Genomic DNA, 17,780 nt, shown 5'->3' with positions numbered 1-17,780 from the left:
GCTTATCCTTTTATATTAATTGGACAATTATTATCCTAAACCTTTAAGGTTTGCTTTTTTCAACGCAGATTCATATTGAGATGACATTAAATGACTCTGTACCTGAACGATAAAATCCATAATTACAACAACAACGATCAATAGTGATGTTCCACCGAAGTAGAATTTAACATCCCATGCCGATGTCATGACATAAGGAACTAAACATACAAACGTTACATAAAGACCACCAATTAAGGTTAAGCGAGTCATTACTTTATCAATATAACGAGATGTTTGCTCACCTGGTCTAATCCCTGGAATAAATGCACCAGATTTCTTTAGATTATCTGCTGTATCACGTGGATTATATTGCATCCCTGTATAGAAGAAGCTAAAGAAAATAATTGCAATAGCATAAACGAGCAAATATAAAGGCTGACCTGGATTCAATAACATCGATAAATTATTGAGCCATTCAAACTTATCATTTTGACCAAACCATTGTGTTAATGTGGCAGGAAATAAAATAATACTTGATGCAAAAATTGCCGGCATTACATTTGCCATGTTAACTTTTAATGGTAAATGTGTTGAATGTCCACCTAAGATCTGTCGACCTTGCTGACGCTTAGCATACTCAATACGAATCCGACGCTGTCCTCTTTCTACGAAAACGACAAAATAAGTTACCGCGAAAACAACTGCTACAATGAGCAAGAGGACTAGTGGGTGCATTTGTCCTTGACGTGCTTGCTCAATTGTTTGCAGAATAGCTGAAGGGAGACCTGCTACAATACCACCAAAAACAAGAATTGAGATACCATTACCAATCCCCCTCTCTGTAACTTGTTCACCTAACCACATTAAAAACATAGTACCAGTAACCAAACTCACTACAGCAGTAAAATAAAAACTGAATCCGACATTTGGTACCAGTCCTGGCAGCATATTAGGTAAACCTGTAGAGATAGCAACAGCCTGAATACTTGCAAAAACTACGGTAGCATATCGCGTATATTTTGTAATTTTTCGTTGGCCCGCTGCACCTTCTTTTTTTAGCTCAGCTAAAGCAGGAGAGACCGTCACCAACAATTGAATCACAATAGAAGCCGAAATATACGGCATAATACCTAACGCAAGAATTGAAGCACGACTTAATGCACCACCAGAGAACATATTAAACATATCAATAATGGTGCCTTTTTGTTGTTCAACTAATTGAGCAAGTACAGCTGCATCAATACCAGGAACCGGAATAAATGAACCAATACGATAAACGATAAGAGCCAATAAAACAAAAATCAATCTACTTCTTAACTCGCTTTTGCCACTATCAGTACTTCTAGTTTGATAACCTGGTTGTTTAGCCATTTACTAATTATTCCTCAACTGAACCGCCGGCAGCCTCAATTGCTGCTTTAGCGCCCTTAGTTACACGTAAACCGCGAACAGTTACTGCTGATTTTAATTCCCCCGCTAAAATAACCTTAGCGAACAGAATATCTTTAGTTAAAACATTTGCAGTTTTTAATGCTTCCAAAGTGACTATATTACCCTCAACTTTAGTTAATTCGTTTAAACGAACTTCTGCGGTTACTGCAGCTTTCATTGAAGTAAAACCAAATTTTGGTAAACGACGGTATAATGGCATTTGGCCGCCTTCAAACCCACGACGAACACTGCCACCAGTACGAGACTTTTGCCCCTTGTGCCCACGCCCACCAGTCTTACCTAGACCTGAACCAATACCACGACCAAGGCGTTTAGCGCTATGCTTTGAGCCTTCAGCCGGGGATAGAGTATTTAAATGCATTATTACTCCTCCACTTTCACCATATATGAAACTTGGTTAATCATACCACGTACTGCAGCTGTTTCAATTAACTCGACAGTATGATGCATGTGACGAAGACCAAGACCACGCAAGGTAGCTTTATGCTTTGGTAAACGCGCAATTGAGCTACGAACTTGTGTTACTTTAATAGTTTTAGCCATCATTAATTACCCCAAAATTTCATCAACAGTTTTACCACGTTTAGCAGCAATCATCTCTGGTGATTTCATATTTGCTAATGCATCAATAGTTGCGCGAACAACATTAATTGGGTTGGTAGAACCATACGCTTTAGAAAGAACATTACGCACACCGGCAACCTCCAACACAGCGCGCATTGCACCACCTGCAATGATACCTGTACCTTCGCTAGCTGGCTGCATAAATACGCGAGAACCAGTGTGAACGCCTTTTACAGGATGTTGTAACGTACCTTCATTCAAAGCAACATTAATCATATTGCGACGTGCCTTTTCCATTGCTTTTTGGATCGCTGCCGGAACTTCGCGCGCTTTACCATAACCAAAACCTACTCGACCGTTACCATCGCCTACCACAGTTAATGCGGTGAAGCTCATAATACGACCACCTTTTACAGTTTTTGATACACGGTTTACTGCGATTAGCTTCTCTTGCAGTTCACCAACTTGTTTTTCGATGTTTGACATCTCAATTTACCTCATTAGAACTGTAGACCAGCTTCACGAGCAGCGTCTGCTAAAATTTGGACGCGACCATGATATTTAAAACCGGAACGATCAAAAGCAACAGCTTGTACGCCTTTTGCTAATGCGCGCTCTGCAACAGTTTTACCCACTACTGCAGCAGCATCTTTGTTACCAGTGTATTTTACTTGCTCACGAATTGCTTTCTCAACAGTTGAAGCAGCGGCAAGCACTTCTGAACCGTTCGGTGCAATAACTTGTGCATAAATATGACGCGGAGTACGGTGAATAACCAAACGAGTTACACCTTGCTCTCTCATCATATGACGTGCACGAGCTGCACGACGGACACGAGCTGATTTCTTATCCATAGTGTTACCTTAATTATTTCTTCTTAGCCTCTTTGATACGTACCACTTCATCAGCGTAACGTACTCCTTTACCTTTATAAGGCTCAGGACGGCGATAAGCACGAATATCTGCTGCAACTTGGCCGATTAACTGCTTATCTGCACCTTTCAGCACGATTTCAGTTTGAGAAGGGCACTCTGCAGTAATACCTGCCGGCAAAGTGTGCTCTACTGGGTGAGAATAGCCTAAGCTTAATGCAACTGTGTTGCCTTTAAGTTGAGCTCTGTAACCAACACCTACCAATACTAATTTCTTAGTGAAGCCTTCAGTAACTCCGATGACCATTGCATTAACTAATGCCCGAGCCGTACCCGATTGAGCATTCGCTTCAGCAAAACTTTCGCGAGGAATGAAGGTTAATTGATTATTATCTTGTTTAACTTCAACTGAGTTATGAATTGTGCGAGATAACTCGCCATTTTTACCTTTTACTGTTAATAGCTGACCGTCAAGTTTAACCTCAACACCGGCAGGAATATTAACAGGTGCTTTTGCAACACGAGACATTTTCCTACCTCTTTATTAAGCCACGTAACAGATGATCTCACCGCCTAAACCCGCTTGACGAGCCGCACGGTCAGTCATAACACCTTTGGATGTAGAAACAACAGCAACACCTAAGCCACCCATAACTTTTGGTAACTCATCTTTACGTTTATAAATACGAAGACCAGGACGGCTTACACGTTGAATACTTTCTACAACTGGTTTCCCTTGGAAATATTTTAAAGTAATTTCCAATTCAGGTTTTGCACCTTTTAAAACTTTAACGCTTTCGATATAACCTTCAGCAGCTAATACATTGGCAATTGCCACTTTTAGCTTGGATGAAGGCATACTGATCGCAACTTTGTTCGCAGTCTGACCGTTACGAATACGGGTCAGCATATCTGCAATTGGATCTTGCATACTCATTGTATTTTTTCTCCGATTCCAAAATAAAGTGGTATATTACCAACTCGCTTTCTTAAGGCCTGGAATTTCACCGCGCATCGCAGCTTCACGAACCTTAATACGGCTTAAACCAAACTTACGAAGAACACCGTGTGGACGTCCAGTTTGGCGGCAACGATTACGTTGACGAGATGGACTAGAATCACGTGGCAAAGTTTGTAACTTTAACACTGCGTCCCAGCGTTCTTCGTCAGAGGCATTTACATCAGAAATAATTTTCTTTAATTCAACACGCTTAACGTAGAATTTTTCAGCTAATTTAACGCGTTTTACATCGCGTGCTTTCATTGATTGTTTAGCCATTATAACCTGCCTTATTTACGGAATGGGAAATTAAAGGCAGCAAGTAGTGCTTGACCTTCTTCATCATTCTTAGCAGTAGTTGTGATAGTGATATCTAAACCACGTACACGATCTACTTTATCGTAATCGATTTCAGGGAAGATGATTTGTTCACGCACACCCATGCTGTAGTTACCACGACCATCAAATGATTTCGCGCTTAAACCGCGGAAGTCACGAATACGTGGAACAGCAATTGTAATTAAACGTTCAAAGAACTCCCACATACGCTCGCCGCGTAGTGTTACTTTACAACCGATTGGATATCCCTGACGGATTTTAAAGCCTGCAACAGATTTACGAGCTTTAGTCACTAAAGGTTTTTGACCGCTAATTGCTGTTAAATCCGCTACTGCGTTGTCTAGCAATTTTTTGTCGGTCAATGCTTCACCCACACCCATATTCAGGGTAATCTTTTCGATTCGTGGGACTTGCATGACAGATTTGTAGCCGAATTTATTTTTTAATTCGTTTACTACTTGATCTCTGTAGTAATCATGCAGTTTCGCCATCGCATTACTCCAGTTTATTAGATAATTTCATTATTAGATTTGAAGAAACGTACTTTTTTGCCGTCTTCAAATCTAAAACCTACACGGTCAGCTTTATTTGTTTTTGGATTAAAAATTGCAACATTTGAAGCATCAATTGCCGCTTCTTTTTTCACTAAACCGCCAGCTTTACCTAATGCAGGAACCGGTTTTTCATGTTTAGTAATAATGTTGATACCTTCAACAAACACTTTACCGTTTGGTAACACTTTAGTTACCTTGCCACGTTTGCCCTTATCTTTACCGGTAAGAACAATTACTTCATCATTTTGACGGATTTTAGCAGCCATTACATTCCCCTTACAGTACTTCTGGAGCTAAAGAAATGATCTTCATGAATTTCTCAGAGCGAAGTTCACGAGTCACAGGTCCAAAAATACGAGTACCGATTGGTTGCTCGGTGTTATTATTTAAAATTACACAAGCATTACCATCGAAACGAATAACTGAGCCATCTGGGCGACGAACACCCTTCTTGGTGCGCACAACAACTGCTTTCAATACATCACCTTTTTTCACTTTACCGCGTGGAATTGCTTCTTTTACGGTAATTTTGATAATGTCGCCAATTGCAGCATAACGACGGTGCGATCCACCTAGAACCTTGATACACATTACGCTACGAGCGCCTGAATTATCAGCGACATCCAGCATAGTCTGTTCTTGGATCATATTAGTGCTCCGTTAAGTTAAAAAAACACCCTTTCGGGACGACCTACTTACACACAGAGGCGTAAGAGGTTGCGGAATATAACATAACACGCAAGCCGAATCAATAAATTTTTAGTTTTAAATACGTAAGGTGCCCGAAGAGAAATGGTGTTTTTTACAATGCGATTTGAGGGAAAAATTGTTCGGTGAGTTTGACGAAATCCATTAGAGAAAGTGACCGTACTTTACTCCTTTGTGGTAAAAGCGTGGTCAAATTTCTGGCGGAAATATCCTGCTCCAAGACAAAACACGATGCTTTGCATTCTTTAAAATAATGAGGATATTTTATAGCCAGTAATACGCCATCTTGCCAAAGCACAACAGCGTCATTTTTGGTCATTGTAGCAAAATAGCCGGTTAATTCATCGTCACTATAAGCTGCTTGAGAAAAACAATAAAGCATGCAATTCCCTTAAAAAGTTAGTAATTTTTCCGCTTGATTTAATTTCGCCATCAATAAAGCACGGTCAATCTTTTCGGTAGATAAAATAAGCGTACCGTCTGTAATCCCGAATTTCTCTAGTGAATCGACACAGCTAAAGCGCTGTTTGATGCCATATAAATCAAGTAACTTGAAAACGCGGATAAAATCTTTTTGCAATAACAATTCCGGCTGTTGCCCGTTTAATAAATTTAGTACGCCGTCATCCATAAAGAACACGCCGATTTCATCTTCATCGCAAAACGCAGTGGCTGCGAGCACCGCATCCAGCCCTTCTCTGGCAAGGGATGAACCATGGGGTGGAGAACGAAATAAAAAGGCGATTTTCATAAGCTAATCACCCTATCAGCTGTTAATACTGCTGCCATAAATTCACCTAAGCCCGCGATAATAAATCCATTGGCCAAATTATATTTCGTTGAATTCTTTGCCGTTATCCGATCCACCACACCGCGGCGTTGCGAAGCCGCGACACATAAATGCAATGGCACATTGTACCGCTGAGAAAACGCCTGCCAACATTTCGTTAAATCGACTTCATCATTAGCGGAATAAACCAACCCATTGCCATTCGTCACCCCGTCCTGAAAGAAAAAAATTTGGCTAATGACATGCCCTTTTTCAATCAATGCTTCGGCGAATTGATACGCCAAATAAGCGCCTTGTTTACCGTAAACCGGGCTTTTAACAGCGAGAACGTAATTCATTATTCTTGGTCTTGTTTAAGTTGACGAATATAAAGGTAAATAGTATGACGCGAGATATTTAATCGTTCCGCGACTAAACATTCCCTTTCGCTCGCGTGAAATAAGGCTTTGACAGGCTTTTGCTCTACATATTACGCAGCGAACGTAAAGCCAAGGCGGTGATCGGCGAACCTACTTGGCGGTTAGCATTATGTCCGTTTGCAATACGAATGGCGGAATGCTCGATATCTTCCAATGAGTGCAAAACAATTTCGCAATACTCGCCGATAAGCGCGCTTACGCCATCCACCACCGCATTGTAGGAATTGAGAATTGTGCGATCTTCATCCGTGAAAATATGCTTATCATGTAACATGGACAAGTTCCAAAACTACGCTAAAAGTAACCGCACCTTTATACCGTAAAATTAATAAGAAAGCACAAGCAAAATGCCTGTGCTTCGATTAAATAAACTCATTTATTATTTTGCTTTAGGATTGACATCCAATACTTCAACTTCAAAATAAAGCGTGGCGTTCGGCGGAATGGCAGCACCCGCCCCTTGTTCACCGTAAGCTAATTCAGGCGGAAGCACCAACTCAATTTTACCGCCTTTTTTTACTAACTGAAGTCCTTCGGTCCAACCTTTCACTACTTGGTTTAAACGAAATTCGGCCGGCTGACCGCGTTCAACGGAACTATCAAACACTTTACCGTCCGGTAATTTGCCTGTGTAATTCACTTTAACAATATCGGTCGGTTTGATCGCATCACCTTTACCCGCTTCAATCACACGATATAACAAACCGGATTTAGTGGTTTTCACACCCTCTTTTTTGGCGAAGTCTGCGCGATATTTATCACCTTCCTCCTGCGCTTTTTGCGCAATTTCCTGCACTTTCGCTTGCTCTCTTTCCATCATTCTTTGTTCAAATCGTTCTAACGTTTTGGTTAATTCACCGATTTTTTCTTCGCTAATTTTACTATTTAATACATCGGCAACCGCTTGATTAACCTGTTCCGGATTTAATTTGATTTCTCCTTGATCCGCCATTAATTTAGCTTGCGTCATGGAATAAGCGGTTAATGCGTAAGACACGTCGTCATTAAATTTCGCGTCCGTTTTTTCATTGGCGAAAACACTACCAGATACGACCGTACCGACCATTAATGCGACAAGAGAATATTTTTGAATTTTTAACATCTTTATTAATCCTTTATAATAAAAAAACGCTGAATAGGTTAAATCGGATTTAAGCTATTCTCAACTTTTTTTTAAAATTAGAGAAAATTTATGCAAATCCAACAAATATTAGAGACCCGCATTGCAGAACTTGAAACAAAGCTCGCGTTTCAAGAGCAATCAATAGAAGAATTGAATCAAGCATTAATTCAACAACAATTCGATATGGATAAAATGCAGCTACAATTGCGCTACATTGCAAGCAAATTAAAAGACTTTCAACCGTCTAATATTGCCAGCCAAGCGGAAGAAGTACCGCCGCCTCATTATTAAACAAAAACGGATAATCAAAAAATAGTTATCCGTTTTTGTTTAATCACAATTTAAAATACTTTTTACTGCCTGACGACTTGTTCGCTCATAAAACTAGCCACACTTTACTGCATTACTGCACAACCATCGTGCCGATACATCCCATATCAGCCAACATTAAATTCGACGAACCAAAAATAAACGGATAAACATTAGAAGACGGTTGTTCAAAACGTACCAAAATTTGTATCTTTCCGTTCACCCAAACGGTGTCTTTCCAAGCGAGCTCGCTTTCTTGCGCGATCTCATCGTTATAAGATTCCACAATGAATTTTGCGCCTTGCACACTAAAACCGACGGGTCGGGAACTGGTTAAAATCCAGCGCTCGATGCTACCTTGTTTCGCCAACACGTCTATGCGACGCGGATCAAAACGTTTTTGGTTAATCAAGCCGTTCGTTACATCCAACTCGAAAGTACGTTCTTGTGCAACCTTCGCTTTTAGCATTAAACCTGTATCGGTTTCAAATTTTACTTCCATCTTTTGCGCAAAGGCGGAAAGTTCGCCTAAGGGACGCAATTCCAACACGGTATTATCCGCGAGTTCACCTTCGGAAGAAAAAAACTGTTTTACTCTATCGAAAACATCGCGTTTATGCCCGGAAATTAACGAAACGCCCTCACTTTCAGTTAAATTCACAAGGATTTCCACGCGCTCGCCTGGAGCCAATACAAAAGATTTAACGGTTTTTCCTTGCGGTAAAAATCCCAAATCTTGCGCAATTAACGTCATTTCTTGCTCGTTATCCAAGCGTAAATTATAAGCGCGCGCCAACGAAGCATTTACCAAGCGTAATCGCACCCAACCGCGCGGCACCTCTAAATACGGCGCTTCCGAACCGTTTACCAATAACCGATTGCCCACAAAATACGGTTGATTTTGCCTGAATAATTGAAGTCCGTCGCTGTTAAATTCCATATCTTGCAAAATTAACGGAATATCGTCCACGCCATATTTATTCGGAAGCGGCGATTTGATGCTTTGCTCATCTTCGATCAACCACATTCCCGCCAATCCGCGATACGTTTGATAAGCAGAATTGGCAAGCGTGGAAGAACGATACCAACAAGTTGAAGCAGGCTGCTCAATCGGCACAATCGGCGCCCAAGATTCGCCTTTTTTCAACACCCGTGTCGCACCACCGAATAATTCGCCGGATGCCTGCAAGCCCTGAATAGAAAGAGAAACGTGTTGCGGTAAATTATTATGGTAATTCAGTTTGGCAAAGCTGCCGGACTTAATTTTGATCGTCGGGCCTAAATAATTGCCATTGAATCCCCATACGCTGACTAAATGACTGCCGTCTAGGTTGTAGCCCATTTCTGCCATCGTCAGCACAATTGGGCGACCACGCCGCACATCAATTAACGGCGGTACCGTAAGCTTCGGACGGGAAGCTGCCAACAAGCGCGTGGGGAGGGCGGTTAATGCGGTGCTAATTAGGGAGCTCTTTAACAACTGACGACGAGAAAATCTAGGCATCCGAACATTCCTTTTGCGTTCGGGCGATTTCCGCGTCCAGCTCGGCAATACGTTTTGCCATCAAATCGTGGCAATAAGCCGCCAATTCGCGTACGTTTTCCTTGCTGTAATTGCTAGTATCAATCGGTTCCATCATTTCGCAAATCACTTTGCCGTTATCCCAACGATTTAACTTAATTTTGTTTTGCGTCGTCGAACACACAACCGGAATAATTGGCACACCGGCCGCCACCGCTGCATAAAACGCGCCGGTTTTAAACGGCAACAAGCCACGCCCGCGACTACGCGTCCCCTCCGGGAACATCCAGATCGATAAATTATCTTTATTTATGCGCTCCGCTAGCTTAGTCATCGTATTATGCGCTTTGGAACGATTGTCGCGATCCAGAAAAATATTGCCGCTCACCCAATACAAAATGCCGAAAAACGGCACCCAAATCAGACTTTTTTTCCCCACGCTCACAGTACGCGGCAACACCATGTAGGAAATGGTCACCATATCGTAATTATTTTGATGGTTGCCGATATAAATTGCGCGCCCTAAATTCGCTTTATTAGGTGGAAAACGATGCTCCACCTTTAGGCCGAATAACGGATATAAACGCCCGAACCAACGCGCCATCACACCTACATTGCTCGGATTTTTAAAACGAATGAAGGAATAAAGCGTACCCAGCACGCAAATTAAAATACAACAAACCGTGACAATCAGAATTCTAGCCAGTTTTAACATATCAATACCTATAAAAAATTTTCGCCTAAGTATAACAAAAAACGATCGCGAATTAGACGGGATTTTGGGTTTTATGCTAACCTAAACAAAAATTTAGGGTAATTTTATGAAAAGAACCTATTTCATTTCCGATCTACATTTAAGTGAAAATCAGCCTCAATTAGCCGCACTTTTCTTTGATTTTATGCAAAACCTCGCGCCGAATGCCGAGCGCGTTTATATTCTCGGCGATTTATTTGATTTTTGGATCGGCGACGACGAACAATCGCCTTTAATTGAACAAGTAAAAAATGCCATCAAACAACTAACTACATCGGGTGTAGCTTGCTATTTCATTCACGGCAACCGCGACTTTTTAATCGGTAAAGGTTTTGCGCAACAAACCGGTCTTCAATTATTACCCGATTATCAATGCATCGATCTTTACGGCAAGCCAACCCTACTCTGTCACGGCGATACCCTGTGTATTGATGATGTGAAATATCAACAATTTCGCCACAAAGTTCATCAACCCTGGCTACAATGGCTGTTTTGCCGCCTACCGTTAACAGTACGGTTAAAAATTGCGCAAAAAATTCGCACTCAAAGCAAGCGAAATAAGCAACAAAAGTCTGTTGAAATTATGGACGTCAATTTACCTTTTACCCGACAAATCATGCAACGTTTCAATGCGGTGCTATTAATCCACGGTCATACGCATCGCGAAGCAATTCATCAATATGGTGATAAAAAACGCATCGTTCTAGGCGACTGGCGCCCAAATTACGCTTCAATTCTAACGGCGACAGAAAACGGTGAAATTTATTTTCTTAAGTCACCTTAAAGCGCACCTAAAACTACTCGTTGAGTTTTAGCTACTTATAACTTTTTCATCTACCAAATAGCTTTTACTTCTTTCGCGCTTATCCATCGTGCGCGTAGAATCTTTTCCGACAATAATTTTATAGGAGAGTGTTATGTCCCAATTTACTATTCACACCGTCGAAACTGCGCCGGAAGCGGCAAAAGAAGCCTTGAAGGCAGTTAAAAATGCCAATGGATTTATCCCGAATTTAATCGGCGTGTTAGCCAATGCACCGGCTGCGCTCGAAACTTACCGCACCGTGGGCGGTATTAACGGCAAAAACAGCCTTACCCCGGCAGAGCGTGAAGTGGTACAAATCACAGCTGCAGTTGTGAATGGATGCGGTTTTTGTGTGGCGGGACACACCAAGATCGCCCTAAAAGTATTAAAACTACAAGAAGACTTAGTGAATCAAATTCGCGCTGTCGCACGCATCGAAAACGATAATAAACTCGATGCGCTAGCTCGTTTCACGCTTGCTGTGATTGTGCAAAAAGCCAAACTAACCCAGGCGCAATTACAAGCTTTCTTCAATGCGGGCTATAATCAAGAACAAGCGATCGATGTTATTTTAGGCGTTAGCTTGGCAACCTTATGTAATTACGTAAATAACATTGCGGAAACACCAATTAATCCTGAATTACAACCATTCGCATAAAATAAATACATAAATAAAAAACGGTAAGACATTGGTTTTACCGTTTTTTATTTATTTTTCATATAACAAAATCATCAAAGATATATAAACTAATTATTTCTCTTTTTATTTTTCGCTTGTTACATTTAAATCCTATCGTTTTTTAATAAAAAGGAAATAATATGCAACATCGTGATCTCTATCCCCATGAAATTTTGCAAGACGTCATTGACAAAAGTTACGCTAAATCACAAGGTCATCTCAAAACTTTAGCCATTTTAAGCTTCTTAGGCGGCGGTTACGTCAGTTTCGGTTATATGGCGTATTTAAAAGTTGTGAGCGGCATTCCGGGCGATTGGGGCGGCTTAGCGACCTTACTCGGTGCTGCAGTATTTCCAATTTGCTTAATTTGTATCCTGATCGGCGGCGGCGAACTTGCCACGGGAAACATGATGATGATGGCGCTAGGCCGTTTAAGTAAACGCGTAAGCCTCAACAAATTAGCACGCAACTGGGTGATCGTCAGTCTCGGCAATCTTGCCGGCGCGCTCTTTATGGCGTTTTTCTTAGGACATTATGTGGGGTTAGCAGAAGGTGCTGCGGCCGCCAAAACCATCGCCATCGCCGAAGCCAAAGTACAAATGGATTTCGGCCGCGCGTTTATTTCCGCCATTGCATGCAACTGGATGGTATGTATGGGCATTTGGTTCTATTTCGGCGCGAAACAAACCTCCGGTCGTATCCTTGCCATGTGGTTCCCGGTGATGATTTTCGTACTTATCGGTTTACAACATTTCGTCGCCAATATGTTCATTATTCCGGCGGGTATTTTTGCCGGCGCAAATGTGACTTGGAGTGAATTTTTCTTAAATATGATCCCGGTATTCCTCGGCAATGTTACGGGAGGTGCCGCCTTCGTCGGTGCATCCTATCTGTACGCCTATCGCCATTTATTAAAAGAAGATTACCAAATCTAACGATTAAAAGGCGGTCGACATCGACCGCTCCTCGCACAATGCTTCGGCTCCTACTCCTCATGTAAATCCGCCCGCTATTTTTAAATAAACGCCTTGTCATCATGCATATTGAATATCCTGAATTCGACACGGTTTTTTATTGCGTCCTTCGCTTTTTGCACTTACCATTTCGCACCCAACAATCGTGGAAAAACCGGTGTAAAATTTTAGCGAACTCAATTATCTTCTCGCTTTAACGCAAGCGTAAAATTTCCTAAAGGCTGAACGATTATTGGGCGCATTACCCTCGCTTAATCCACAGTATGAAAAGTTTGACAACAGGCCCGCGATTGCGGTGAATGCGGTGCTATTTACGATATCCAAAATTGTGCGAATTGTTAGATGTCTTATGAGCTGCTTTATGTGTACTCTCCGAGCCATCGCGGTACGCCAACGTATGCAAATTAACCGTGGATACGTCACAGTGACCAAATAAATTTCTAATTAGGATTTATAATGATTGAATTGACTTCTCCTCAAATTTTAACGCTCATCGGTGTGCTTCTTTTCATTCTGATCGGTTTGCTGTTTTTCGTCGCCCGCCGTACGCGCGACGTGCAAGAATTACGGCAGGATTTAAACAAAAGCCACCAAGATTTCAATCAACTTGCCGCACGCTTTGACGCATTAACGCAACAAAATAACCTATCGGAACAGCACCGCATTCGAGCACAGGCAGAACGCGAAGGCTTGCAAATTCGGCTAACGGAACGCGATGAAAAAATTGCTTATCTCAGTCAGGAATTGGATGAGGAACAACTGCGCAATGCGCAAATCGGCAGTCAAATCAGCGCTTTAAAAGAACGCTTCGGTATCGCCTCGGCACAAGCGGAAAGTTTGCAAAATCAGTTACAACAAAGCCAAAATCAACTTGTACGCAAAGAACAAGAACAGCAACAGTTAACGGAAAAATTGACCTCTCTTACGCAAGAACTGACGGGTTTAAAAACCCGGCTAGCGGAAAAAGAAAAGCATTTCGCCGAACAACAACAAGCGATTGAGCAATCGAAGCAACAGCTCGGTACGGAATTTCAAAATCTGGCGAACCGTATTCTGGAGGAGAAAAGTCGTTCCTTTAACCAAACCAATCAAACCGCCTTGGAAACCCTGTTGAAGCCGTTTCGCGAACAAATTGAAGGCTTTCAAAAACGGGTGAACGAAATTCATTCGGAAGCGCTGAAAGGCAATGCAGGGTTGGAAGCTGAAATCAAAAAAGTGTTACAAATCGGGCTGAATATGTCGCAAGAGGCCAGTCATTTGAGCACCGCATTGAGGGGCGAAAAGAAAACGCTCGGCAACTGGGGCGAAATGCAACTAGAGCGCGCCTTACAATTGGCGGGCTTAATCGAAAACGTGCATTACCGCGCGCAGGCGCATTTTAAAGATGAACAAGGCGGGCGTAATTATCCCGACTTCGTGCTGAATTTGCCGGATGACAAAAATATTATTATCGACAGCAAAATGTCGCTACCGGCGTATGAAAGCGCGGTCAATACCGAAGAGGATGCCGAACGTGAACGTTTACTGCGCGAGCATGTTAAAGCGCTGAAAAATCACATCGACGACCTGCATAAAAAAGATTACAGCAATTTGATCGGTATGCGCAGCCCGAATTTCGTATTAATGTTTATCGCGCTGGAACCCGCTTATATTGAGGCGCTGAAGCTCGATCCGAGTCTGTTTAATTACGGTTACGAAAAAAATGTGATTATGGTTTCGCATACCACGCTGATGCCGATTTTGCGCACCGTAGCGAACTTATGGCGCATCGAACGCGGTAACGCGGAAGCCAAAGAAATCGCGGAAAAAGCCGGCGAAATTTATAACCAGATTTGCTTGGTGGCGGAACGTTTAAATAAACTCGGCAACACACTTTCTACGGTCAGCAGTCGTTATAACGAAACCGTCACTGCCTTGGTAGGGCAACAAGGCTTAGCCGGCAAAGCGGAGCGCTTCAAAGATCTTTCCGCCAAAGCCAATAAAACCATGCCAAACGTAGCTTTGCTAAATAACGAGGTGGATTTAAGTCGTCTTGCTTTAATCACCCAAAAAGATGAAAAATAAACTCATATTCGTTATTGCTATTTTAAAAAAAACTGCTATTTTCTGGCGGTTTTTTATTTATCACGTTTAGGAAAGTTAAATGGAACATCAAAAACCACAAGATCCTTATGCAAAGTACAATTCACAGTCTAACCAATTAAGTAAAATTATTTTTGCCAGCCGTTGGCTGCAACTACCGATTTATCTCGGGCTTATCGTAGTGCAAAGTATTTATGCCTACAAATTTATGAAATCTCTATGGTATTTAATCGCCAATATCAACGAAATGGATTCCAACACTATTATGCTTACGGTATTGAATTTAATTGATGTGGTGATGATTGCCAACTTATTAGTAATGGTCACTATCGGCGGTTATGAAATTTTCGTTTCCAAGCTCAAAACCCGCAATCACCCCGACCAACCCGAATGGATGAGCCACGTGAATGCCACCGTGTTAAAAGTGAAGCTTTCCATGTCGATTATCACGATTTCCTCAATTCACATGTTGCAAACTTTCGTGAACATCAGTAATTTGCCGGAAAAAACTATAATGTGGCAGCTGTTATTGCATCTCGGTTTCTTGGTATCTGCCATCGCATTGGCCTATACCGACAAAATTCTGTACAGCACCAGTCATAAAACGCATTAATGTCGAACACGCCTTTTCTACGCCGAAACGCCGACAAAAACTCCGTTGGCGTTTCTTTTTGCCCGCGTAAGCGGAAACGCCAACCTGCAGCCGTTAAAACCCGCGTGATTTTATTCAACAAACCTTTCAATGTGCTCACTCAATTTACCGATGAAAGCGGACGTGCCACATTGAAGGATTTCATCCCGATTCCGCACATTTATGCGGCAGGAAGACTTGATCGCGATAGCGAAGGTTTATTGCTACTGACCAACGACGGTGCGTTACAGCACCGCATTGGAAACCCGCGGTTTAAGTTGGAAAAGACTTACTGGGTACAAGTAGAAGGCGAACCTGCCGAAGCAGATTTGGCCCGCCTACGTCAAGGTATCGAACTGAACGACGGCCCGACTAAACCCGCCAAAGTACGCCTGATTCACGCACCGAATTTGTGGCCGCGTAATCCTCCGATTCGCGAGCGGAAATCCGTTCCGACTTCATGGCTGGAAATTAAAATCAGCGAGGGACGCAATCGCCAAGTGCGTAGAATGACCGCACATATCGGTTTTCCGACTTTACGTTTGGTTCGTTACAAAATCGGCAATCTTTCCATTAAAGGTTTAGCGAACGGCGCATATCGGGAATTATCGACAGAGGAAATTAACGCATTATGCGCCGCATTGAAAAGCGAAAAACGCCCATAAAAAAGCGGTCAAATCATATTTGACCGCTTTCTCTTTTCACTAAATTACCACCAACCGAGTAATTTCATCCAAAGTCCACCGACTACGAACCAAATAATCAATGAGAAAATTGACGCGATAAAACTCACGCCCCACCATTGACCGGTGGTGTTATAACCGGAGCCAAATAATGCCGGTCCCGGGCCGCCCGCGTATTGAGTCAGACTCATGGAAAGCGTAGACGTATAACCCAAACCAATGGCTGCGATCATCGGCGGTGTACCGACCGCAATGGCCGCGGCCAAGAACGCTAAGTACATGGCGGAAATATGTGCCATTGCAGAAGCGAAGAAATAGCGAGTGTAGAAATACACCAATACCAAAATAGTGAATGCAATCGGCCAATCAAACACGCCCACATAGTTGGAAATGTGCGACGAAACCCATGTGATAGTGCCGTATTTGTTCAATGCGTTCGCCATCATCACCAATACCGCAAACCAGAACATAGTGTCCCACGCAGTGGTTTCCGCCACGATATTTTTCCAACTCATAATATTGCTAAGCAATAAAATCAACAAACCGATAAAAGCGGACGTCGTGGCAGAAATGCCGAACATTAAATCGCCCACCGTCCAAAGCACTAATAACAATAAGAAATCAAGTGCCAAAATAATTTCCGCACTGGACATCGGTCCCATCGCTTTTAATTCGCTTTTTGCCATTTCCGCCATTTTCGGTGTGTCTTTTAGTTCCGGTGGATAAATTAAATAAACTAAATAAGGCAACAGAATTAAACTCACAATGCCCGGCACGATAGCGCCGATAAACCATGTCGTCCAAGTAATTTCTACACCTTGCCCCTTCGCCAATTCAGCGATGAGCGGGTTGCCCGCCATGGCGGTTAAGAACATAGTGCAAATAATCGTATCGATTTGTGAAACGGCAATGGCTAAAAACGCCCCCGCGCGCCGCGCCGTCGGCCCCGGCTTGGAATCGTACGTATCGGCGATAGATTGCATAATCGGGTACATAATACCGCCCCCGCGTGCAGAGGCGGAAGGAATACCCGGACCGATTACTAAATCCGCCAGCGCCACCCCGTAAGCAACGCCCATCATGCGTTTACCAAAACGCGCGACGAAATAAAGCGCGATTCGTTTACCCAAACCGGTTTTAATCACCGCACGAGATAAAAACATCGCAATACCGATAAGCCAAATGGTCGCGTTGGAAAAACCGGACAACATTGCCACTTCGTCTTTGCCGGCTTTAATCGGCGTTAAACCGGTTAAGCCGCTAATCACCAAAGCCACCAAGGTCGCCGCGCCCATCGGCATGGCTTTGGCGATAATCGCCACAATGGTCGCCACAAATAACGCGAACATACCCCACGCGCGTGGCGTCAGACCTTCCGGAACGGGAACCAAATAAATTCCCAATCCTACCAAAATTGAAATCAACAACCCTTGCCACTGAAAGCCTAATTTGACTTCCACGGCAGGCGCTTTAGCATCTGACATTGCGGTCCTCCTCCAAATAAAAATAACGAAAAATGAGTAAGCTTAAGTTACCTT

Annotated in this window: 25 protein-coding genes and 1 pseudogene; 7 read left to right on the top strand and 19 right to left on the bottom strand. The window is 42.6% G+C overall.

Annotated elements, in window-relative coordinates; genetic code table 11:
* Positions 1-30: 30 nt before the first annotated feature.
* From secY to AB3F25_RS00760, 16 genes and pseudogenes are all read right to left on the bottom strand, one after another.
* Positions 31-1,353 carry a preprotein translocase subunit SecY gene (gene secY, locus AB3F25_RS00835; RefSeq protein ID WP_373603643.1) on the bottom strand — a complete coding sequence of 441 codons (1,323 nt, stop codon included), beginning with the start codon at positions 1,351-1,353 and terminating at the stop codon, positions 31-33.
* Positions 1,354-1,360: 7 nt separating this feature from the next.
* Positions 1,361-1,795 (bottom strand): 50S ribosomal protein L15, encoded by a 435-nt coding sequence (gene rplO / locus AB3F25_RS00830; RefSeq protein WP_373603642.1) that lies wholly within the window; start codon positions 1,793-1,795, stop codon positions 1,361-1,363.
* Between the two features lie 2 nt (positions 1,796-1,797).
* Positions 1,798-1,977, bottom strand: a complete 180-nt coding sequence (gene rpmD / locus AB3F25_RS00825) for a 50S ribosomal protein L30 (protein ID WP_373604300.1) — start codon at positions 1,975-1,977, stop codon at positions 1,798-1,800.
* A 6-nt stretch (positions 1,978-1,983) separates the two neighbouring features.
* A complete protein-coding gene (gene rpsE, locus AB3F25_RS00820) occupies positions 1,984-2,484 on the bottom strand; it encodes a 30S ribosomal protein S5 (protein ID WP_373603641.1) in 501 nt (166 codons plus the stop codon).
* Positions 2,485-2,498: 14 nt separating this feature from the next.
* Complete coding sequence (gene rplR / locus AB3F25_RS00815) at positions 2,499-2,852, bottom strand: 50S ribosomal protein L18 (protein WP_373603640.1); 354 nt, start codon at positions 2,850-2,852, stop codon at positions 2,499-2,501.
* Positions 2,853-2,865: 13 nt separating this feature from the next.
* Positions 2,866-3,399, bottom strand: a complete 534-nt coding sequence (rplF, locus tag AB3F25_RS00810) for a 50S ribosomal protein L6 (protein WP_373603639.1) — start codon at positions 3,397-3,399, stop codon at positions 2,866-2,868.
* 15 nt (positions 3,400-3,414) lie between these two features.
* Positions 3,415-3,807 carry a 30S ribosomal protein S8 gene (rpsH, locus tag AB3F25_RS00805; RefSeq protein WP_373603638.1) on the bottom strand — a complete coding sequence of 131 codons (393 nt, stop codon included), beginning with the start codon at positions 3,805-3,807 and terminating at the stop codon, positions 3,415-3,417.
* 36 nt (positions 3,808-3,843) lie between these two features.
* Complete coding sequence (gene rpsN, locus AB3F25_RS00800) at positions 3,844-4,149, bottom strand: 30S ribosomal protein S14 (RefSeq protein WP_373603637.1); 306 nt, start codon at positions 4,147-4,149, stop codon at positions 3,844-3,846.
* Between the two features lie 11 nt (positions 4,150-4,160).
* Positions 4,161-4,700 carry a 50S ribosomal protein L5 gene (gene rplE / locus AB3F25_RS00795; protein ID WP_018356926.1) on the bottom strand — a complete coding sequence of 180 codons (540 nt, stop codon included), beginning with the start codon at positions 4,698-4,700 and terminating at the stop codon, positions 4,161-4,163.
* Positions 4,701-4,717: 17 nt separating this feature from the next.
* Positions 4,718-5,029, bottom strand: coding sequence for a 50S ribosomal protein L24 (gene rplX / locus AB3F25_RS00790; RefSeq protein WP_005635734.1), 312 nt, complete (start codon positions 5,027-5,029; stop codon positions 4,718-4,720).
* A gap of 10 nt (positions 5,030-5,039) precedes the next feature.
* Positions 5,040-5,411, bottom strand: a complete 372-nt coding sequence (gene rplN / locus AB3F25_RS00785) for a 50S ribosomal protein L14 (protein WP_005548786.1) — start codon at positions 5,409-5,411, stop codon at positions 5,040-5,042.
* A gap of 154 nt (positions 5,412-5,565) precedes the next feature.
* Complete coding sequence (locus AB3F25_RS00780) at positions 5,566-5,853, bottom strand: DsrH/TusB family sulfur relay protein (protein ID WP_373603636.1); 288 nt, start codon at positions 5,851-5,853, stop codon at positions 5,566-5,568.
* A gap of 9 nt (positions 5,854-5,862) precedes the next feature.
* Complete coding sequence (tusC, locus tag AB3F25_RS00775) at positions 5,863-6,222, bottom strand: sulfurtransferase complex subunit TusC (protein WP_373603635.1); 360 nt, start codon at positions 6,220-6,222, stop codon at positions 5,863-5,865.
* On the bottom strand, positions 6,219-6,599 hold the full coding sequence (gene tusD / locus AB3F25_RS00770) for a sulfurtransferase complex subunit TusD (RefSeq protein ID WP_373603634.1): 381 nt from the start codon (positions 6,597-6,599) through the stop codon (positions 6,219-6,221). The genes tusC and tusD overlap by 4 nt, the downstream gene beginning before the upstream one ends.
* A 127-nt stretch (positions 6,600-6,726) precedes the next feature.
* Positions 6,727-6,954: pseudogene (locus tag AB3F25_RS00765) on the bottom strand (PAS domain-containing protein); the annotation flags it as partial.
* A gap of 105 nt (positions 6,955-7,059) precedes the next feature.
* Positions 7,060-7,782 carry an FKBP-type peptidyl-prolyl cis-trans isomerase gene (locus AB3F25_RS00760; RefSeq protein ID WP_373603633.1) on the bottom strand — a complete coding sequence of 241 codons (723 nt, stop codon included), beginning with the start codon at positions 7,780-7,782 and terminating at the stop codon, positions 7,060-7,062.
* Between the two features lie 90 nt (positions 7,783-7,872).
* Here AB3F25_RS00760 and AB3F25_RS00755 point away from each other — a divergent pair, with 90 nt between their 5' ends.
* Entirely contained in the window at positions 7,873-8,094 is a 222-nt protein-coding gene (locus tag AB3F25_RS00755; RefSeq protein ID WP_373603632.1) for a SlyX family protein, read from the top strand.
* A 112-nt stretch (positions 8,095-8,206) separates the two neighbouring features.
* Here the strand turns inward: AB3F25_RS00755 and AB3F25_RS00750 are convergent, their stop codons facing one another.
* The gene (locus tag AB3F25_RS00750; protein ID WP_373603631.1) at positions 8,207-9,616 is read right to left on the bottom strand and encodes a multicopper oxidase domain-containing protein; all 1,410 of its coding nucleotides are present in this window, start codon (positions 9,614-9,616) and stop codon (positions 8,207-8,209) included.
* A complete protein-coding gene (locus tag AB3F25_RS00745) occupies positions 9,609-10,349 on the bottom strand; it encodes a 1-acylglycerol-3-phosphate O-acyltransferase (RefSeq protein WP_373603630.1) in 741 nt (246 codons plus the stop codon). The genes AB3F25_RS00750 and AB3F25_RS00745 overlap by 8 nt, the downstream gene beginning before the upstream one ends.
* Positions 10,350-10,455: 106 nt before the next feature.
* Here AB3F25_RS00745 and lpxH point away from each other — a divergent pair, with 106 nt between their 5' ends.
* The 6 genes from lpxH to AB3F25_RS00715 all read left to right on the top strand — a co-directional run bounded on the left by lpxH (position 10,456) and on the right by AB3F25_RS00715 (position 16,224).
* Positions 10,456-11,172, top strand: coding sequence for a UDP-2,3-diacylglucosamine diphosphatase (lpxH, locus tag AB3F25_RS00740; protein WP_373603629.1), 717 nt, complete (start codon positions 10,456-10,458; stop codon positions 11,170-11,172).
* A 133-nt stretch (positions 11,173-11,305) separates the two neighbouring features.
* Complete coding sequence (locus tag AB3F25_RS00735; RefSeq protein WP_373603628.1) at positions 11,306-11,851, top strand: carboxymuconolactone decarboxylase family protein; 546 nt, start codon at positions 11,306-11,308, stop codon at positions 11,849-11,851.
* Positions 11,852-12,012: 161 nt separating this feature from the next.
* Positions 12,013-12,807, top strand: coding sequence for a formate/nitrite transporter family protein (locus tag AB3F25_RS00730; protein ID WP_373603627.1), 795 nt, complete (start codon positions 12,013-12,015; stop codon positions 12,805-12,807).
* A gap of 495 nt (positions 12,808-13,302) precedes the next feature.
* The gene (gene rmuC, locus AB3F25_RS00725) at positions 13,303-14,910 is read left to right on the top strand and encodes a DNA recombination protein RmuC (RefSeq protein ID WP_373603626.1); all 1,608 of its coding nucleotides are present in this window, start codon (positions 13,303-13,305) and stop codon (positions 14,908-14,910) included.
* Between the two features lie 79 nt (positions 14,911-14,989).
* Positions 14,990-15,541 carry a TIGR00645 family protein gene (locus tag AB3F25_RS00720; protein WP_373603625.1) on the top strand — a complete coding sequence of 184 codons (552 nt, stop codon included), beginning with the start codon at positions 14,990-14,992 and terminating at the stop codon, positions 15,539-15,541.
* A complete protein-coding gene (locus AB3F25_RS00715) occupies positions 15,541-16,224 on the top strand; it encodes an rRNA large subunit pseudouridine synthase E (RefSeq protein WP_373603624.1) in 684 nt (227 codons plus the stop codon). The genes AB3F25_RS00720 and AB3F25_RS00715 overlap by 1 nt, the downstream gene beginning before the upstream one ends.
* A gap of 44 nt (positions 16,225-16,268) precedes the next feature.
* Here AB3F25_RS00715 and AB3F25_RS00710 read toward each other — a convergent pair whose 3' ends face one another.
* On the bottom strand, positions 16,269-17,726 hold the full coding sequence (locus AB3F25_RS00710; RefSeq protein ID WP_373603623.1) for a DASS family sodium-coupled anion symporter: 1,458 nt from the start codon (positions 17,724-17,726) through the stop codon (positions 16,269-16,271).
* Between the last annotated feature and the right edge of the window lie 54 nt (positions 17,727-17,780).

It is taken from the genome of Aggregatibacter sp. HMT-949 (assembly GCF_041734645.1).
GTDB lineage: Bacteria > Pseudomonadota > Gammaproteobacteria > Enterobacterales > Pasteurellaceae > Rodentibacter.
The sequence above is the reverse complement of the archived record's forward strand: the minus strand, read 5'-3'. Positions and strand labels throughout refer to the sequence as shown.

Excerpts from the sequence above, each read along its gene's own strand:
- secY (WP_373603643.1), bottom strand. The coding sequence starts at position 1,353 with ATGGCTAAACAACCAGGTTATCAAACTAGAAGTACTGATAGTGGCAAA.
- rplO (WP_373603642.1), bottom strand. The coding sequence starts at position 1,795 with ATGCATTTAAATACTCTATCCCCGGCTGAAGGCTCAAAGCATAGCGCT.
- rpmD (WP_373604300.1), bottom strand. The coding sequence starts at position 1,977 with ATGGCTAAAACTATTAAAGTAACACAAGTTCGTAGCTCAATTGCGCGT.
- rpsE (WP_373603641.1), bottom strand. The coding sequence starts at position 2,484 with ATGTCAAACATCGAAAAACAAGTTGGTGAACTGCAAGAGAAGCTAATC.
- rplR (WP_373603640.1), bottom strand. The coding sequence starts at position 2,852 with ATGGATAAGAAATCAGCTCGTGTCCGTCGTGCAGCTCGTGCACGTCAT.
- rplF (WP_373603639.1), bottom strand. The coding sequence starts at position 3,399 with ATGTCTCGTGTTGCAAAAGCACCTGTTAATATTCCTGCCGGTGTTGAG.
- rpsH (WP_373603638.1), bottom strand. The coding sequence starts at position 3,807 with ATGAGTATGCAAGATCCAATTGCAGATATGCTGACCCGTATTCGTAAC.
- rpsN (WP_373603637.1), bottom strand. The coding sequence starts at position 4,149 with ATGGCTAAACAATCAATGAAAGCACGCGATGTAAAACGCGTTAAATTA.
- rplE (WP_018356926.1), bottom strand. The coding sequence starts at position 4,700 with ATGGCGAAACTGCATGATTACTACAGAGATCAAGTAGTAAACGAATTA.
- rplX (WP_005635734.1), bottom strand. The coding sequence starts at position 5,029 with ATGGCTGCTAAAATCCGTCAAAATGATGAAGTAATTGTTCTTACCGGT.
- rplN (WP_005548786.1), bottom strand. The coding sequence starts at position 5,411 with ATGATCCAAGAACAGACTATGCTGGATGTCGCTGATAATTCAGGCGCT.
- AB3F25_RS00780 (WP_373603636.1), bottom strand. The coding sequence starts at position 5,853 with ATGCTTTATTGTTTTTCTCAAGCAGCTTATAGTGACGATGAATTAACC.
- tusC (WP_373603635.1), bottom strand. The coding sequence starts at position 6,222 with ATGAAAATCGCCTTTTTATTTCGTTCTCCACCCCATGGTTCATCCCTT.
- tusD (WP_373603634.1), bottom strand. The coding sequence starts at position 6,599 with ATGAATTACGTTCTCGCTGTTAAAAGCCCGGTTTACGGTAAACAAGGC.
- AB3F25_RS00760 (WP_373603633.1), bottom strand. The coding sequence starts at position 7,782 with ATGTTAAAAATTCAAAAATATTCTCTTGTCGCATTAATGGTCGGTACG.
- AB3F25_RS00755 (WP_373603632.1), top strand. The coding sequence starts at position 7,873 with ATGCAAATCCAACAAATATTAGAGACCCGCATTGCAGAACTTGAAACA.
- AB3F25_RS00750 (WP_373603631.1), bottom strand. The coding sequence starts at position 9,616 with ATGCCTAGATTTTCTCGTCGTCAGTTGTTAAAGAGCTCCCTAATTAGC.
- AB3F25_RS00745 (WP_373603630.1), bottom strand. The coding sequence starts at position 10,349 with ATGTTAAAACTGGCTAGAATTCTGATTGTCACGGTTTGTTGTATTTTA.
- lpxH (WP_373603629.1), top strand. The coding sequence starts at position 10,456 with ATGAAAAGAACCTATTTCATTTCCGATCTACATTTAAGTGAAAATCAG.
- AB3F25_RS00735 (WP_373603628.1), top strand. The coding sequence starts at position 11,306 with ATGTCCCAATTTACTATTCACACCGTCGAAACTGCGCCGGAAGCGGCA.
- AB3F25_RS00730 (WP_373603627.1), top strand. The coding sequence starts at position 12,013 with ATGCAACATCGTGATCTCTATCCCCATGAAATTTTGCAAGACGTCATT.
- rmuC (WP_373603626.1), top strand. The coding sequence starts at position 13,303 with ATGATTGAATTGACTTCTCCTCAAATTTTAACGCTCATCGGTGTGCTT.
- AB3F25_RS00720 (WP_373603625.1), top strand. The coding sequence starts at position 14,990 with ATGGAACATCAAAAACCACAAGATCCTTATGCAAAGTACAATTCACAG.
- AB3F25_RS00715 (WP_373603624.1), top strand. The coding sequence starts at position 15,541 with ATGTCGAACACGCCTTTTCTACGCCGAAACGCCGACAAAAACTCCGTT.
- AB3F25_RS00710 (WP_373603623.1), bottom strand. The coding sequence starts at position 17,726 with ATGTCAGATGCTAAAGCGCCTGCCGTGGAAGTCAAATTAGGCTTTCAG.